The 15,728-nt window shown below is 65.6% G+C and carries 15 protein-coding genes; 7 read left to right on the top strand and 8 right to left on the bottom strand.

The features are described from left to right. Positions 1-999: 999 nt before the first annotated feature. Positions 1,000-1,431, top strand: coding sequence for a carboxymuconolactone decarboxylase family protein (locus IM25_RS17785; protein WP_033098205.1), 432 nt, complete (start codon positions 1,000-1,002; stop codon positions 1,429-1,431). A 40-nt stretch (positions 1,432-1,471) separates the two neighbouring features. On the opposite strand, the gene IM25_RS27000 is transcribed toward IM25_RS17785, so the two are convergent. Further along, positions 1,472-1,660 carry a LysM peptidoglycan-binding domain-containing protein gene (locus tag IM25_RS27000; protein ID WP_232333355.1) on the bottom strand — a complete coding sequence of 63 codons (189 nt, stop codon included), beginning with the start codon at positions 1,658-1,660 and terminating at the stop codon, positions 1,472-1,474. A gap of 1,019 nt (positions 1,661-2,679) precedes the next feature. Further along, positions 2,680-3,402, bottom strand: a complete 723-nt coding sequence (locus tag IM25_RS17775) for an aspartate/glutamate racemase family protein (RefSeq protein ID WP_033098204.1) — start codon at positions 3,400-3,402, stop codon at positions 2,680-2,682. A gap of 618 nt (positions 3,403-4,020) precedes the next feature. On the opposite strand from IM25_RS17775, the gene IM25_RS17770 reads away from it, so the two are divergent. After that, positions 4,021-5,088, top strand: coding sequence for a hypothetical protein (locus IM25_RS17770; RefSeq protein WP_033098203.1), 1,068 nt, complete (start codon positions 4,021-4,023; stop codon positions 5,086-5,088). Between the two features lie 57 nt (positions 5,089-5,145). Here IM25_RS17770 and IM25_RS17765 read toward each other — a convergent pair whose 3' ends face one another. The 6 genes from IM25_RS17765 to IM25_RS26990 form a co-directional block, all read right to left on the bottom strand. Continuing rightward, positions 5,146-5,586, bottom strand: a complete 441-nt coding sequence (locus IM25_RS17765) for a VOC family protein (RefSeq protein ID WP_033098202.1) — start codon at positions 5,584-5,586, stop codon at positions 5,146-5,148. A gap of 570 nt (positions 5,587-6,156) precedes the next feature. After that, positions 6,157-7,203, bottom strand: a complete 1,047-nt coding sequence (locus IM25_RS17760; RefSeq protein ID WP_071935002.1) for an ABC transporter substrate-binding protein — start codon at positions 7,201-7,203, stop codon at positions 6,157-6,159. Further along, positions 7,200-8,018 (bottom strand): ABC transporter ATP-binding protein, encoded by an 819-nt coding sequence (locus tag IM25_RS17755; protein ID WP_052040130.1) that lies wholly within the window; start codon positions 8,016-8,018, stop codon positions 7,200-7,202. The genes IM25_RS17760 and IM25_RS17755 overlap by 4 nt, the downstream gene beginning before the upstream one ends. Further along, positions 8,015-9,166 carry a FecCD family ABC transporter permease gene (locus tag IM25_RS17750; RefSeq protein WP_232333354.1) on the bottom strand — a complete coding sequence of 384 codons (1,152 nt, stop codon included), beginning with the start codon at positions 9,164-9,166 and terminating at the stop codon, positions 8,015-8,017. Before IM25_RS17750 ends, IM25_RS17755 begins: the two co-directional genes overlap by 4 nt. Further along, on the bottom strand, positions 9,163-10,911 hold the full coding sequence (locus IM25_RS17745) for a prolyl oligopeptidase family serine peptidase (protein ID WP_033098201.1): 1,749 nt from the start codon (positions 10,909-10,911) through the stop codon (positions 9,163-9,165). Before IM25_RS17745 ends, IM25_RS17750 begins: the two co-directional genes overlap by 4 nt. 3 nt (positions 10,912-10,914) lie before the next feature. Beyond that, the gene (locus IM25_RS26990) at positions 10,915-11,154 is read right to left on the bottom strand and encodes a hypothetical protein (protein ID WP_232238088.1); all 240 of its coding nucleotides are present in this window, start codon (positions 11,152-11,154) and stop codon (positions 10,915-10,917) included. Positions 11,155-11,568: 414 nt separating this feature from the next. On the opposite strand from IM25_RS26990, the gene IM25_RS26985 reads away from it, so the two are divergent. The 5 genes from IM25_RS26985 to IM25_RS17725 all read left to right on the top strand — a co-directional run bounded on the left by IM25_RS26985 (position 11,569) and on the right by IM25_RS17725 (position 15,676). Further along, the gene (locus tag IM25_RS26985; RefSeq protein ID WP_019289485.1) at positions 11,569-11,751 is read left to right on the top strand and encodes a hypothetical protein; all 183 of its coding nucleotides are present in this window, start codon (positions 11,569-11,571) and stop codon (positions 11,749-11,751) included. A gap of 475 nt (positions 11,752-12,226) precedes the next feature. Next, positions 12,227-12,325: a streptamidine family RiPP gene (gene amiA / locus IM25_RS27315; protein ID WP_016691944.1), complete on the top strand. Its 99-nt coding sequence runs from the start codon at positions 12,227-12,229 to the stop codon at positions 12,323-12,325. A gap of 261 nt (positions 12,326-12,586) precedes the next feature. Next, the gene (locus tag IM25_RS17735; protein WP_157126962.1) at positions 12,587-13,255 is read left to right on the top strand and encodes a hypothetical protein; all 669 of its coding nucleotides are present in this window, start codon (positions 12,587-12,589) and stop codon (positions 13,253-13,255) included. Between the two features lie 29 nt (positions 13,256-13,284). Continuing rightward, positions 13,285-14,235, top strand: a complete 951-nt coding sequence (locus IM25_RS17730; protein WP_033098198.1) for a CocE/NonD family hydrolase — start codon at positions 13,285-13,287, stop codon at positions 14,233-14,235. A gap of 16 nt (positions 14,236-14,251) precedes the next feature. Further along, positions 14,252-15,676 carry a YcaO-like family protein gene (locus IM25_RS17725; RefSeq protein ID WP_033098197.1) on the top strand — a complete coding sequence of 475 codons (1,425 nt, stop codon included), beginning with the start codon at positions 14,252-14,254 and terminating at the stop codon, positions 15,674-15,676. Positions 15,677-15,728: the final 52 nt, after the last annotated feature.

The following is a 15,728-nucleotide window of genomic DNA, read 5'->3' as shown; positions in this document are numbered from 1 at the left end:
GAAGTTCCGGTCGACCAGATCCGGTGGCCGCGGCGCCGACGGCTCCGAGATCGTGGTGCGGACCTTGGAGCGAGCGGCGCGGACCCAACTTCGGATTCGGGTGGCCGCGCGTGGCGCGCTGTCGTCGGGTGCTCGACTCCGGCCTGCTTCGACCTCTGGGGTGGTAGGACCGGCCGGCGCAACTGTGTCTTCGACGGTGGTGGCTCCTGGTTGTTCCGACCGCGGCTGCAGAGATTCGAGGCGCTGCGGTGGGGATGGAGCCACCTCTGGTGTCCACGACGGCACAGAAGGCCGCCACCATGAAGGTGGAGTCCACTGCGGCGGCGTCGACGTAGGAGGTCGAGGGGGCGGCCGCGAGAGGGTGAGAGTCGGGGCCCGCGGAATGACGACTTCGCCACCCGTTCCACCGGAACCGCGCTTCGAACCGGATCCATCACCTCCCGACGTCCCTCCTTCGGTACCGGACTCGGTCTCTCCTCGGTCGGGCCCCGAACAGGTCGAACACGCGTCGACTCCGGGCTTCCTCTGTGCTGCTGCGTGCATTGTGGACATCCCACCAACGAGAACCACTGCAAGGCAAAGCGTGAACAAGGCGCTGTATCGGCGTGACGGTGTCATCATGGTGCCCTCCGTGCGTGACATCCACTTTCGCGTCGCTTTACGGGCAACTCGCGAGTAGAGCACTACGCGAATCGGCGAACACGGTGGCGCACGCGGTGGCCTGCGGGTCCCCACCGATGTTTCGATCGCTGCCGCACCGCCGTTCGACGCCCTGCTGGTCTGGCACTGCACCCGGTCTCGCTCGTCGACCACGAACCGGCGTGCCGGGTCGCGCGACAGATGGACTACCGGTGGCAGGAATCCCCGGAACTCGACAGACCGGGACCGGCCGACCTCTGGCCGCAATGCAAAAATCCACCCCCACCGGCCCGGACGTGGCTGACAGAATGAAGCAGCCGGTCGTTCCGACCGGTATCGCTCGCCGGAAGGACATTCACGATGGCGCATGTCAACCTCGGTAAGCAGCACCCGGCCGCCTACAAGAGCGTATTGGCCCTGAACGAGGAGGTCGAGGAGGCCGTCGCGCGAGCCGGACTCGATGCGAAGCTGGCCGAACTGGTGAAGGTCCGGACGTCGCAGCTCACCGGATGCGCGTTCTGTCTGCGCATGCACACACGCGACGCGCTCGACAAGGGCGAGACCACCGATCGTCTCGCGGTCCTTGCCGCATGGTGGGAGTCGCAGTACTTCACCGAACATGAGCGGGCCGCGCTCGCCGAAGACGTCACTCACCACATGGAACCCGCTGGTCACGAGTGGGACAACGGATCACTGAGCGACGAGCAGATCTCCGCGATCACGTGGCTCACGATCGTCATGAACGCGTGGAACCGCATCGCCGTCCGAAGCCACTACCCCGTCGCTCCGTGACCTGCGCCGGACACCACCTCCGACCGGAAGATCTCCCGCGTCAGAAGTCGGTGAGGTCCGGGAAGAACAACACCTGCCCGACGGTGATCTTGTTCGGATCGGCGATGTGATCGGCAGCCGCAACGATCGGGAACATCTCCGCGTTCCCGTAGTGGTGTTGCGCCAAGACCCGCAGGGTATCGCCGGCGACGGCGGTGTGCCGGAGATTGAGTCCCGGACGGATCAGCACGCGTCCGACCTCGACGTGGTCGGGGTCGGCGATGGTTCGGGAACGAAATGATCGGATGCAACTGCGCCTCGCCGTACCAGCGACGTGCCCGTTCCGAGAGCGTCTCCCCTGCGACCACGGTGTGCCCGACGTCCCCGAGTTCGGGAATGAGAAGCGATCGACCTACCCGGACAACGTTCGGATCGCCGATGTGGTTGGCCGCTGCGAGTACCGGAAAGAAAGTCCCGTCATCGTAGAAGTGCTGAGCCAGCCCCGACAGTGTTTCGCCGGACGCGACGGTGTGCCGGCGGGGGATATACGGGATGAGCAGTTCCTGACCCACACTGATCGTGTTCGGGTCGGCGATGCCGTTGGGGACAGCGATGACGGGGAAAAGAGTTGCGTCGCCGTAGAACCTCTGAGCCAGCTTCGACAGGTATCGCCTGCGGCAACTTCGTATTTCGTAACCATGGCCGTGCCCCGGGTGGTGTGGACGTCGGCGATTCGGATCGAGCCGCCGATGACCATGCTGCTCACCATCAGGAGCAGGTACACGCGTAGCGCGCTACCCGAAATCACTACCGAGGAGTCCCTTCGACTACGTCGGTGGCAGCAGTGGTCAGCAGAGAGGAGTGCGGCACCAAACCCGCACGAGTGAGCGCGCTCATCACGATGCTCTCGATGTGTCGCCACCGGCTCGGTCGGTAGGTGCGCTCGGGACGGAACGAACTATCGGTCATGGTCTGCCTTTACGACCGTCGCGCACCCCGGAAAGCGCGCGGAACGTGCTCGAAAAGGTTGGACACCGACGTCCCACACGCCCCGGGCTCGCTGAGCCGGGGCGGCGTGGCCGACATGTCCACATGTGTCCGGTCGGTCGGGCGACCCGTCAGTGCCGGCTGGTGGATTCGTCGGTAACGAGGCGGTACAGCACGTACACCGCGAACCACGCGATGAGCACCGACGCGATCACGAGCGCGATCTCGTAGAAGAGGACCATGTGCTCGATGCTACGACCCGCCGTGGCTACCTGCCTGTTATCACCGGAATTGTCCGCCGCGCCAGGTCGGCAGGTCGCGCGTTCCGAGTGCCACTTCGAGGGCCGCCTGTCCGGACAGTCGTGTCGAGTCCAGTGCCGGTAACGGCGAGTCGGCCGGGGAGACCAACAGCGGGATCTCGGTGCACACCAGCGCAACCGCGTCGCATCCAGAGTCCGCGAGTCTGCCGATGAGGTCCACGAAGGACGTCCGGGTCTCGTCCCGGAAGATGCCGTGCACCAGTTGGTCGAAGATCGTCGCGTGTACCAGGTCCTGGTCGTCGTCGGTCGGGATGATGGCCTCGATTCCGCGTGCCACCAGTTCGCGAGGATACAGAGGGCCCTGCATGGTGAACCGCGTTCCCAGGATGCCGACGCGTCGGTGCCCGGCACGCTGCGCTGTGTCGGCCACGATGTCGATCAGGTGCAGCCCGGGAATTGCGAGTGGTTCGCCGGGTGCTTCGAGCGCGAGGTGTGCGGTGTTGTCCGGGCACACGAAGAAGTCGCAGCCGGCCCGGGCCAGTCGATCGACGCTGGTCGCCGGCACGGCGCGCACCGCTTCGTAGTCTCCGCGCTCCCACGCGGGCATACAGCGCTTGAAGGAGATGCAGTCCATCGTCACGTCCGGATGTGCCGGGTGCCCGAGACGGTTGCTGTGCTGACAGACCTCACGCCAGCACAGCGAGGCACCTTCCCAGCTGTGGCCCAGGATTCCGACGTCTTTCACCCCTGCACCCTCTCTGTCCTGCACCTGTGGTCGCCCTCCGTGTGACGAGCGGGAGAGCGACCACGACGGTGACGGATCAGGATCCGGACGACGATCCGGTCTCGATCAGCTGCGTGATGACGGCGACGAGAACATCCGCAAGGAACATTGCTGCAGAGCCCATTCGATTACCTCTTCTCTTCGGTGTACAGGTACGCGCGCTCGGGCGAGCGCAGACTGCCTAGCGCTGCAATGGCTTTCATTGCATCCGCCGGCTGGGGGCAGACAGTAGACAATTCTTGCTCCGCGCACTCGGTGACCGGCGCCACAGCCGAGGGGCGCTCCCCCCTCGGCAACCTTCCCGGCCCCGATCCGAGGGGTGCACAGTTTTCGATCCGCGCGCGTGTCTGATCGTCATAAGTGGGGATTATGACGATCAGTACGCACACTCGATCACGGATGAGATCAAGTTGTTTCTACTGCGCTCTTCGTTACGAAAAGCCACATCGTGTGGTTTTTACCCAGTTCACAGCGTTACATATCGTTTCGTTTCATCACAGTCCCATTGCTTAATTACGTAACTAAATGCGGTACGATACCTGCGACCCGGGATTTCGACGCGCCACGACGAGGACCTCCATGACCGACGCACACTCCCCCACTCCCGAAGCGACCACCGACGAGGAGGACTCGAGCAAACCCCGGGTGGGACGCCCTCGGAAGTACGCCACGGCAGCCGACCGTGTGCGCGCCTATCGCGAACGCGAACGCGCCAAGAAAGAAGCCGCCGGCACGGCCCCGGCGGTCGTCGAGAGCCCGGACGATGCGGTCTCCGCGCTCACGGCCGCCACCACTGCCCTACGCGCCCTCGCAACCAACAGCGTCGAGCAGTACTCGGCGATCGCCGAACGGATCACCACCGCGGTCGACAAGCTCACCGACGCCGAGGCTCTCGAGGCGCAGATGACGCGGTCCGCCGCCGAACTCGCGAAGGTCAAAGCCGACGCCGACGCGAAGATCGTCCGTCTACGCGAACAACTCGCCCAGGCACTCGAGGACCGCGACAACGCCGACGCGGCAGTGGCCGCCGTCGACGCCGAACTCGCCGACGCTCGTACCGCACACACCGAACAGGTGCGCCGACTCGACGAGGCGCATCACGCCGAGTTGACGCGCCTCAAGGACGAGCACGCCGCAACACTGCAGCGGTGGAAGGACGAGTTCGAGGCCGCGACCGCCGAGCACACAGGGGTAGTCGGCGACCTGCGTGCGACGATCGTTCAGCAGGACGAATCCCTCACCGCGCAGCGACGCGAACTCGACGAGGCAGCAGCCCAGCGTGAGCGCGCGACCGTCGAGGTCACCGACCTGCGAGCCGAGATCGCGCGCCTGCAGACCGCACTCGACCGGGAGGTCTCTACCCGCGAGCGCCTCGACACCGAGCTCACCACCGAGCGCGACCGCACCTCCGAGCTACGGAGCCGACTCGAGGAATCGCGCATCACCGCCGCGACGGCCCAGGCAGCCGAGACCGCGGCACGAGCACGCGGCGACGAACTGCGGGCCGAACTGTCGGCACTGCGCGACGAGATCACCGCCTTGCGCGACGAGACGAAGACGCTTCAGACTGAAAATCTGACGCTGAGAACCGAATCGACCTCTCTCCGCGCCGAACTGGATGCAGTGGGGGCCGCCGGGACGAGCTGAGCCGGTCGCCCGATCATCGAGAGGTTCGATGCCGATCTCCGCCGGCGGGGGCGAGCGTCAACCGAGCTGTTCGAACAACGACACGATGATGCCGTCCGGTCCCCGCACGTACGCCATTCGCACGCTGTTCTCGTATTCACCGATACCCCCGACGAGCCCGTAACCCTGCTCTGCTACAGCGTCGACGGCAACTTGGAGGTCGCCGACCTCGAACGACACATTGCGGATCCCGAGCTCGTTCGGCATCGCCGTCGGCGAACCGGGGAGGTGGCCGGGCGCGATGAAGCGCGAAAGCTCGAGCCGGGTCCCTCCGTCCGGGGGTCGGAGCATCACGATCTCGCAGTGCGTGCCGGGGAGTCCGCAGACGGTCGCAGGAAAGTCGCCCTGCACAGAGCCGGTGCCTTCGACCTCGAAGCCGAGGCCGGCGAAGAACGCCGTCGCAACGTCGAGGTCGGAGACGGTGAGGCCGACATGGTCGAAACGTCGTACGTGTGCCATGGGATCCATCCTTCGATGTTGTCTCGTCCGTTTACTGCTGGGACGGAGCCGGTGCTCGGATCTCGGCATTCCGCGGACTCGGTGGGATATCGGATCGTTCCCCACCACCGCATCGATGAGCTACGACGCGTCCCTCTGATCCGAGCAGCCCTGACAAGCATCAGCAGGCACAGCGCGATGCCCCATCCGATCTCCGACAGCATCACACCCGCACCACCGCCCCGTCATATCACACACCTGCTCATCCACATTCAGAGCAGTAGAGCCCGAATTGTTTCTGTGAGAAGTTCAATTCTTCCACTGCGACAGGGCATTTCGTTGTTACGACGCGCTGGTTATCTCCGCCGGTTCGGTGCATCCAGGCTTACCGGTAGCTACGGTCAAGGCCACGAACTCGGGGGGGATGTCTTCGTCGAAGGTCAAGGCACTCCGCTCGGAGCGACAGACCGGCCGACCCCGCGGCCACCGCTTCGGACTTCGGCGCACCCACCCGCACGGGTGCCGCGCCGCAGACCGGCTCGATCGACTGCGTTCGGTTCCCGAGCAGACTGAACAGTCATGTCAAGGTCCTTACCTCTGACTGTGGAAGGCGTCCGGGTAGAGCCGCTCCGCGATGGTTTCGACCGCCTCGACGTTGCCGATGGTGCCGGGATAGAAGTCGCTCTGTGGGACGCCGATGAGCAGACCGTCCCGAACCGCTGTGACGTTCGGGAATGTGGCGCGCAAGTATTCGAGCACCTGCTGTTCCTGCTTGTCGCTGGTGGTGCCGAACACAATGGCGTCGGGGTTGCGGCTGATGATCTCTTCAGGGTTGATCTCGGCCGAGAAGAAGTCCGCGAACTCCGGGGCGTCCGGGTCGAAGACGTTCTCGCCGCCGGCGGTGCGGATGATGTCGTACTCGATGCCCGCACCGATCGCACCGAGAACGTTCCCCTCGACCCAGACCTGGGCCACGGTCACAGGCTCTTCTCCTCTGATCGACTCTTCGACGGCCTCGAGGCGGTTCTGCGCGCCCTCGGCGAGCGCATCGGCCGCGTCGGCAACTCCGAGGATCTGCCCGAGGTTGGCGATGTCGATGAACAGGTCGGTGACTTGTGCGCTGGAGCGACGGTCCGCGCATCCGCCGGTGGCAACGTAGGCCTGGGCGCCGTTTTCGGAGAGTTGTTCGATGCTGGCGTAGCCCTGCTCGGCGGTGAACTCGTACTCGGTGGGCGAGACCACCAGATCCGGTGAGACCGTCAGGAGGTCCTCACGAGCCGGAGGCGTGTCCGTGCTGAGCACAGGGACGTCGGCAGCACGACCGGCGACGTCGTCAGGGAGTTCTGAGGTGCTGACCTGGGCCTGGCCGACGAGCGTGTCCTGGGCTCCGAGGCGCAGCAGCAGATCGGTCTGGGACGGCATCATGCCGACGACCCGAGTGGGCGGTTGCTCGAAGGTGAGCTCGCGCCCGCAGTTGCTGAACGTCACCGTCTCGCGCGTGCCTTCGGAAATGCCACTGCCGGTGGATGTCACGCTCGTGCCGCAGGCAGTGAGCAGAAGTGATGCGAGGACGAGAAGACCGACACCAGCGGTCAGGCCTTTACTCGCTGGTCTCGGGTTGCTGGAAAGAGAGTTCATCGGATGGGGATTTCCTTTCTCAGGGTGATACCGGCTTCATCGGCGGTGCGTACGCGCTCGTCGAAGACGAAGTGCCGTTGTCCGGTACGCGGGTGGACGACCGAGGTGGACTCGACATGGAAGACCGAACGGATGAGGTCGACGTCGAGCACTTCGTCGGGGGCTCCGTAGGCGATGAGCCCTCCGTCTGCGAGCACACCGATCGCGTCGCAGTTGCGAGCCGCGAGGTTGAGGTCGTGGAGGGCGACAAGTACTGTGCGCTCGGTCGTGCGCACAAGGTCGAGCAGCTCGAGCTGATGGGCAATATCGAGGTGATTCGTCGGCTCGTCGAGAATGAGCACCGGCGTGTCCTGTGTGAGCGCCCGGGCAAACAGCACGCGCTGCCGCTCACCGCCGGACAGCTCCGAGAACGCTCGAGATGCGAGGTGACCGGCGCCGACCTGGGCAAGCGCGCCCAGCGCGAGCGCGATGTCCGAGTCCGAGTCACGTCCGAAGCCCGCCCCGTGCGGGATGCGTCCGAGGAGTACAAGATCGAGGACGGGGATCTCGAATTCTTCGCTGTGCTCCTGCGTCATCACCGCCACCCTCTGCGCGAGCTGGCGGCGGGTGAGGGCGGCCAGCGAGGCATTGTCGTAGCGCACCGTCCCTGCTGATGGGATGTCGATTCCGGAGAGGGCGCGCAGCAGAGTCGATTTCCCGCTGCCGTTCGGCCCGAGCAGGCCCAGAACCGTGCCGGAAGGGACCTCGAAGCTGATGTCGCGGAGGATGTCCCGGTCTCCTCGGCGCGCGCCCAGTTGGTCGACGGTGACTCTCATCGGCTCATACCCAGCCGGTCGGCGCGGTCGCGGCGCAACAACCACAGGAAGAACGGGGCGCCGACCAGTGCGGTGAGCACTCCGAGAGGGACCTCCGCAGGTGCGGCCAGCGTGCGTGCCAGCAGGTCGCAGGTCGTGAGGAACACCGCTCCCCCCAGGACTGCGACCGGCAGCATCTTGCGGTGATCGGAGCCGACGATGATGCGGGCCACGTGCGGCACGACCAGGCCCACGAACCCGATGCCGCCGGAGACTGCCACCACCGCGCCGGTCAGAAGCGCGGCGGCGATGAGGACCGTGGCGCGCAACCCGTTGACGTTGATGCCGAGTGAGGTGGCCGCGTCGTCGCCGACGAGCAACGCGTTGAGCGCACGCGCACGGGTCGCGGCGAAGATCGCAACCGCGATCAACGCGATCACCGGGAGGAGCAACTGTGGCATCGTCGCCGCCGAGACGGAGCCGAGCAGAAAAAACATGATGCTGTACACGTTCTGTGCATCGGTTGAGATCGTCAGGTAGCTGGTGACTGCGCTGAACAACGATCCGAGAGCAACCCCTGCCAAGATCAGCCGTTGTGGAGCGATTCGACCGCCCTTGCACGCCAGGAGGTACACCGCACCCGTCGCGATCCCCGCCCCGATGAACGCTGATGCCCCGATACCGAGCGAACCGATCCCGATGCCGAGCACGATGTACGACACGGCCCCGACGCCGGCACCCGCCGAGACTCCGAGGATGTACGGCTCGGCGAGCGCATTGTGCGCCACGGCCTGGATGAGCGCTCCCGCCAGCGCGAGCGACGCACCGGTCAATGCCGCGAGAACGGCACGCGGAAGCCGGAACTGCCACACTGCGTTGTCCTGCATCGTCGTCAGCGAGCCGTCCGTCATCCACGGCATACCCGGCACCAGATGTCCGACAAGGATCTTCACGGCGTCCATCGCAGGTACCGCGATCGTCCCCACGCTCACGGACAACACGAGCATCACCACTAGGAGCACCGCCAACGACGGCACCAGGATCCGCACCGCCAGCGCGCCCCTTCGGCGGGGGACGTGCGCGGCAGCGGCTGTGTCATGACCGGCCGCAGCTGAGAGGGAAACGGGCGGCTGCGGCGTTGCCGCAGCCGTCGAAATATCCGGTGTCATGCGTGTCGTCCTTCGGAAGAGCGGGTGCGTCGGGTGGTGTGTGCAGCGAAGCTGAGAAGCACCGAACCCATCGAGTGCAGACTGTCGAGATGATTGGAGCCGTGACCGGCGTGCGGTGCTTCCCACACGAGTGCTTCTGCTCCCGCTTCTCGGAGAACTGAGGCCAACGCATAGCTGTCATCGGGATTCACGCGCGAGTCCTCGGCGAGCACGATCCCGAGGAATCGCGGCAGCCTGTGCTCCGGGTCGATCATCTTCGCGCGGTGCAGCGGTGATATCGCACGAAGTTCCTGCGTGCCTTCGGGACTGCTCGTATCACCGAACTCGTCGAGCCAGATTCGGCCGAGCGGGTGCTTCTCGAGGGAGAGCAGATCCAAAGGTGCTGCCGTGGTGGCGAAGCCCGTGCATATTCCGCGATGGTCGAGAGCGCAACTCGCCACCACGGTTCCGCCGTGAGAAGCACCGACGAGCACGAGCAATTCGGGGTTCGTCAAGTCTGCGCCGGCCAGACCACGAGCAGCGTCGGCAAGGTCATCGATCCCTCGCCGCTTCCCGGCGCCGTAACCGGCCCGACGCCACTGCTCACCGTGCTCCCCACCGCCACGGATGTGTGCTGTCGCGTATCTGCCCCCGGACTCCACCCACGCGGGAATCGTCGGTTCGAAGACGGGAAGATCAGGGACTCCGAAGCCGCCGTAACACGTCAAAATGGTCGGGGCCGGGCCGGTGAGCCCTTTCGGAGAGGTGACGACGACCGTCAAAGTCTCCCCATCATCTGCCGCGAACTCGTGCCGCACAGTCTCGAAGTCTCCGGCGACCGTCGCCGCGCCACCGCCGCGGGTGCGCTCGTCGACGGTTACCACGTGCGGAGGCACTGCCGGTGCTTCGATTACGACATACGTTCTGCCGCCGTCGGCGCCCAGATCCGTGATCGATGCGACCGACCCGCCGCTATTCACGGGCCATTCGTCGATCACGGTTCCGTGTGCGAGTCGCAGTAGCACGCTGGCGCCGGCGCGAACCGCGCTCGCATGAACCGTGTCCCCGGTGACGGTGACGGCGGTCAGCCGCACCGCAGGGTCCATCCATCGCCATCGTTCCACCCCCGAATGCGCGTCGAGCACGTGCAATGCATTGCCCCCATACACGAGGACGTCGCCGTCGTTGATTCCGAATACGCCCGTGATCGATGGGAAGGAACCGAGACGCGCACTGTTGTCGAGGCGGATCAATCGGGTCGGGCTCGCTGGTCGACTCTCGGCGAGAAGCATGTGGATGCCGGCAGAGAAGAGTCTGCATCGTGCATCACCGGCGACCGGTTCGACGGTGACTTCGTCGTGGACGACATCGACCTGCACGAGCCGTTGAGGGGAACGAGCAACCACTGCCAGCGACCGGGCGTCCGGAGTCCATTGCATCGGTTCGTAGCGGCAATGGATGTCGTTGTAGTGGCGGAGATTTCCGGAGGTGGTATCGAGCACGGCGAGAACCCCGTCTTCGTCTGCCCGCTCCGCGAGCTGAAGGGCGATGCGGCGGCCGTCAGGCGCCGGCGACATCGCCAGGATGTGCGCGTCCGGTTCGAAGATCGGTTGCTCCGATCCGGCGACGTAGATTCCGCGTGTGCGTCTGCCGGGCAAGCGGCTGAGTACGAACCCCGTGTCGGGTGTGCCGGGGCGGCCGTACTGTTCCCAACGTGCGAGCGCGGCATCGAGAGCATCGTTGATCGGGAAAGAGGATGAGGTCACGACTCAGCGGCCCATTCCGTCGTGAGGGCCTCCCGGCCAGAACAGCAGGCCCCCCTCGTCCACGGGGGTGGGAACAGTGACGGTCTCGAACGATCGGTCGGCGATCAGGTGGAGTTCGCCGTCCCCGCCGCGTGTGACGGCAACAGTGTCACCGGCGGGGGCAAGGGCGACGGCCCTGCGTTGCGCCGGTGCGTCACCGACCGGATCCCAGGGCAGGCGTCCCGGTGTCGGAGGGGCACTCATGTCGGGCAGTGACAGCTGCCGGTGAATGCGTAGCTGCGGTCTCTGCCGTTCGAAGATCGTAAGTTGGTCGCCGTCCGGATGGATCGTTGCGACTGCAGCGCGGGTGCGTGCCAGCGCGAAGCGAAAGGCAAGTCCCGGGGGCAGTGATGCGTGAGCGGTTCGGCCGGTGGTGAGATCGATCTCGACGAGGTGGTTCGTCCATTCCGCCCATGCAGTCGGGTTCGCCGGGCCCCCGCGCACAACACCTAGGGCTTTTCCTGCGTCGGAGTCCATGCGCAGGTAGAACGCACGACCGGGTACCGGCCACGGTACGATCCCCAGTGGCACAGGAACGCCCGCTTCCACCGCGAAGCGCTCGAGACCTCGGCTCGTCGCGGTGGCGAAGATTCCGGTCCGCGCATCTGCGACATCGCCATGCCCGTCGTCCGCGACCTCGGTCATCGCTCCGCGCAGGACGGGAACGTGGGGACCGACCCTGAGCGCTGCCGCGAGCGCGAGCGCCTCAATCGCCCCTGGCGAGCGATGCCGGAGGACGATGAACGGTTCACCGGTCGCTCGATCGCGGACGAGGCCCGCGCCGGGTTCGCCGATGCGTGAGCGGAACCGCCTGGATGTATTCGTATCGAGGTCGACGACTGTCACGACGTCACTCCACGGCTCGGAATTGGCACCGAAGCCTGTAGTTGCCACTACGTATCGTCCGCTCGGGTCACTTGCGATGTGTTCCACAGGCGTTGCGACCGGAACCGTCGCTGCGACGCCCTGTCGCACCACAATGAGTTCGCCGCGCAGATCATCGGCGAAGGCGTGCCCTCCCGATGTTCCCCCCAGGGAAAGAACCCCTGCGTGCTCCGCTGCGTGCCCGCGCCCGGGCCCGTGGAGCGTCGCTGTCGTATCGCTGATGCCGTACACGCGATCGGCGCGGTAATCGACGAGCACGAGCTGCGAAGGTCTCATGCGTCCACATGCTATTGATTCTGACAATCGTTTTCAATTATGCTCCGGTCGTTCGCCTCGCGGACACGGCCACCCCATCCGGTGCGGCCGACAGAACACACGAAGGAGAAGTCCCATGGACAAGCAGATCCTCGCCGAGATCGAAGAGACCGAGCAGCTGGCCCACCTGTCGGCCACGCACTCGAACGCACTCGTCGAGAACCCGTTCGACTGACCTTCGCAGCACACACTGCACACGCCCGGTCGAGCAGCCACCGGGGCTGCTCGCCCGGGCTCGTTCGAAAGGCTGCCGATGTCCTCCAATTCTTCCGTTGTTGCGCTCCCTGGCGCTCCAGGCCATCTGATCGCCTCCAGGGACAACACAGTCACGCTCCGCACCACCGCGGGCACGCTCCTGCAGGTCCAGAACCCGCCGACCGATCTTCTTCCCGCACTGCACGATCCGGCGTCAGCGACCAAGACTGCCTGCACCTACGTGCAGCGCCTGAACGAGGAAGTCGCCGAACGCGACACCGCCGACATGCAGGCACGCTGGCCCGAAGCGCGACGTGCAGTCATCCTTACCGGAACGGGACCGATCGCCGACGACACCGCCGACGCGCTCCGCACGTGGGGAGCCACACCGTCGCGTTTCGCCACCATCCAAGAACTCTCGAGAGATCCGATTCTCCGCGACGAAACCTGCGCCGACGATCCGAGCCTGGTGATCTCATACGCGGACTCGCCGAACGAGCGCCAACATTGGGGCCTGCTGGACGCACAACGTCGCCCGTCCGTCGCCTGGCTCCGCACATACCGAGAAGGCGACGTGTGTTTCGTGGACCCATTGACACTCGCTGCGGGCGACGCAACGGCCGACCACGTGCTACGGCGACGTATCGCCGCCAGCCTCACACCCACTGCGATGACCGAGTGGATCCACAACGCACCCGGTGCCACCACGGTGCCCGACACCTACGCCCGCGCCATGACAGTGAGCAAAGTCCTCACCGTCGCGCTTGCATGGGCGCAACAAGCGCCGACGCTGACACACCACCGCCACACACTCTGGAAACTCGTCCCCGCCACAGGCAGGACGACCGAACATCCGATCCTCGGATACGAACCGCCATACCTCCCCGACCAACCGCAGGCCACGGCATGACCCCGCCACCACTCCCCCGGTTACACACCATGACGACCTCGGACGACATCCGCCTCGGCGGCCTGTTGTGGGAGATCGACGACGCCGCCGGGATCGTCCTGCTCCGCACCCCGTACGACGCCCGGCGTCACACCGAGACCGGCCGATCCTGGGCAGGCCGCGGATACCACTGCCTGATCCAGGACGTACGCGGACGGTATCTTTCGTCCGGCGAATGGGATCCATATCAGCATGAGACCATCGACGGCGCCGAGGTCATCGCGCAGCTCCGCGCGCACTTCCCGGGTCTACCGCTCATCGCATTCGGGGCCTCGTACGCTGCACATGCAGCACTCGAAGGCGCGTACGGCGCGATGCGGCACGAGCAATCAGCCCCCGACGGGATCATCGTGCTGGTGCCGGCACTGGGATTGGCAGAGACGGCATGGAATCCCGACGGTGCCCCTCAGATCGAACATCGCATCGCGTGGTGGCACGAGCACGGCATCGGCCCACGATCGCGGAAGCCGCTGCCGCCTGACGAGCTCGCCACCCGCGTTCGCCGAACCGAACAAATCGGCGTGATCTCAGCCGCCCGCGAATGGTCCTGGCCGGCAGCCGTGTTCGAGCGCTGGGAACGTCTCTGGACTGCGACGCACCTCAGCGTGCGCACCCGCTACGCAGAACTGACCTCACCATTGCTCGTCGTCACCGGAGCACACGACTTCTTCGACGCCGATGCCCGCCGCCTGGCCGCTTCCTGGCCGAGCGACAGTCATCTCGTGACCGGCCCGTGGGGGCATCGTCTCGCCGCAGACCTCACTGACCCCCACACGCGCGAACAACTCGACAACAGCGGAGGCATCGGGGGCATCATCGACGGCTGGCTCCGCACCCACACACCCTTCGCTGCACGGCTCGGCCGGCTCGAGCCCGCTCGTTACGTTTCTGCTTTCGATCCGGACAGCGGCAGCTGGCAGCAGAGCAGAACGGCAGCATGAGCAGAAAGGACCGCCCATGAACCCCCGAGACAGCGGCAAGAATTCACACAGCACCGACCTCACCGTCCACGAGCTCCCTACACTGCCGGTCGAGTCACTGGTCGACGCAGAGTGCGGTGTCATCCGATCCGTACGCGCCGTTCCACACCCCGACGGCGCCCCCACCGCCTACCTGGGACTGACCGCGTCGGTAGCGGATGCTCGCCAGCTCGGGGAATGGCCCGCCGATCGCGTCTCGCTCGGCACGTCATTCGACGACCCGGACATTGCGCGGATCGCCGCGATCGCCGAGGGCGTCGAACGGTACTGCGGCAACTGGCTTCCCGCCGAGCTCCCTACCGAACAGTTCAGAATCGCTACATACGCAGACCTGCTGTCCGACGACAACGCCCCACTTCCACTCGACGACCTCCCCACATTTGCGTCGTGGCAGTACCAGCGATCGCGATTTCCCTACGCACCGTTGACGGAAACCACTCCCACGCTGTGGACCCGGTGTCAACGCACGGACGGTGAACACGCCTGGATCCCGGCGTCATTGATCTACCTGAACTGGCGGCAGTCGAGATTCCGACACCTGCCGCGAACGCATCACCTGAACTATGCAGGGATCGCTACCGGTCAAGGCGCCGACGATGCCCGGGACCGAGGTGTTCTCGAAGTCATCGAACGCGACGCACTGGAAGTCTGGTGGCACCTCGACGGGCCGACATACGGCATCGACCCGGACAGTGTTCCTGGCCTGCGTGACGATCTCACCGGGGGCAACTTCGAGGTGTCACTCGTCGCCATGCCTTCCGAGTTCGCTCCCGCTGTCGCGGCTCTCCTCCGCGACACGAAACGAGGGATCTACGCCGCCGGGTTCTCCGCTGCACTCGATCCGGACCGGGCCGCACGCAAGGCCGTCCTCGAAGCCGTGCATACCTGGGTCTACACCCAAGGTTGCACCACAGCCGACGGCTGGGTGTTCCGTGCAGTCGAACAGGGGCTCATGGCTCGCGGCCTCTACCTGGACTTCCGCAGCGACGCGCGCTACCTCGACGATGCCGGGGAACAGTTCGAGCATGTCGTCGACCTCGGCGCTCACGTACAGGTCTGGCTCGATCCGAGGGCCCGCCGCCACGCTCGACGCTTCACAGCCCCCGCACTCGGGATTCGGGCCATCGACGAAATGCCGACGGCCACGATGGCGGATATCTACGAACGGCTCGCCTCGCACGGGCATCAGATCTTCACGCGAGACGTGACCACCGCTGACATCCGGCGTACACCTCTACGCGTCGTTCGTACCTTCATCACCGGTCTCGTCCCGAACGCCCCGGCCGCATTCGCCTACTTCGGCATTCCCAGATTCCGAGCAGCCGCGCAGAATCGCGGCTGGCGCTCGACCTGGGAAGACAACGTCAACGACTTCTCACTCCTACCCCCTCCGCACATGTAGGCCCGCGATGACCACCTCGAATCGACCAGCGCACCCATCCGCACCGAACGAA

This window comes from Rhodococcus sp. p52, assembly GCF_000763325.2.
GTDB lineage: Bacteria > Actinomycetota > Actinomycetes > Mycobacteriales > Mycobacteriaceae > Rhodococcus > Rhodococcus pyridinivorans.
This window is presented reverse-complemented; position numbering and strand designations above follow the sequence as displayed.

Coding starts and splice junctions, on each gene's coding strand:
- IM25_RS17765 (WP_033098202.1), bottom strand. CDS start 5,586: ATGGCACACGTACGACGTTTCGACCATGTCGGCCTCACCGTCTCCGAC.
- IM25_RS17770 (WP_033098203.1), top strand. CDS start 4,021: ATGACCGACGCACACTCCCCCACTCCCGAAGCGACCACCGACGAGGAG.
- amiA (WP_016691944.1), top strand. CDS start 12,227: ATGGACAAGCAGATCCTCGCCGAGATCGAAGAGACCGAGCAGCTGGCC.
- IM25_RS26985 (WP_019289485.1), top strand. CDS start 11,569: ATGCCCGTCGTCCGCGACCTCGGTCATCGCTCCGCGCAGGACGGGAAC.
- IM25_RS26990 (WP_232238088.1), bottom strand. CDS start 11,154: ATGAGTGCCCCTCCGACACCGGGACGCCTGCCCTGGGATCCGGTCGGT.
- IM25_RS17750 (WP_232333354.1), bottom strand. CDS start 9,166: ATGACACCGGATATTTCGACGGCTGCGGCAACGCCGCAGCCGCCCGTT.
- IM25_RS17760 (WP_071935002.1), bottom strand. CDS start 7,203: ATGAACTCTCTTTCCAGCAACCCGAGACCAGCGAGTAAAGGCCTGACC.
- IM25_RS17755 (WP_052040130.1), bottom strand. CDS start 8,018: ATGAGAGTCACCGTCGACCAACTGGGCGCGCGCCGAGGAGACCGGGAC.
- IM25_RS17785 (WP_033098205.1), top strand. CDS start 1,000: ATGGCGCATGTCAACCTCGGTAAGCAGCACCCGGCCGCCTACAAGAGC.
- IM25_RS17730 (WP_033098198.1), top strand. CDS start 13,285: ATGACGACCTCGGACGACATCCGCCTCGGCGGCCTGTTGTGGGAGATC.
- IM25_RS17725 (WP_033098197.1), top strand. CDS start 14,252: ATGAACCCCCGAGACAGCGGCAAGAATTCACACAGCACCGACCTCACC.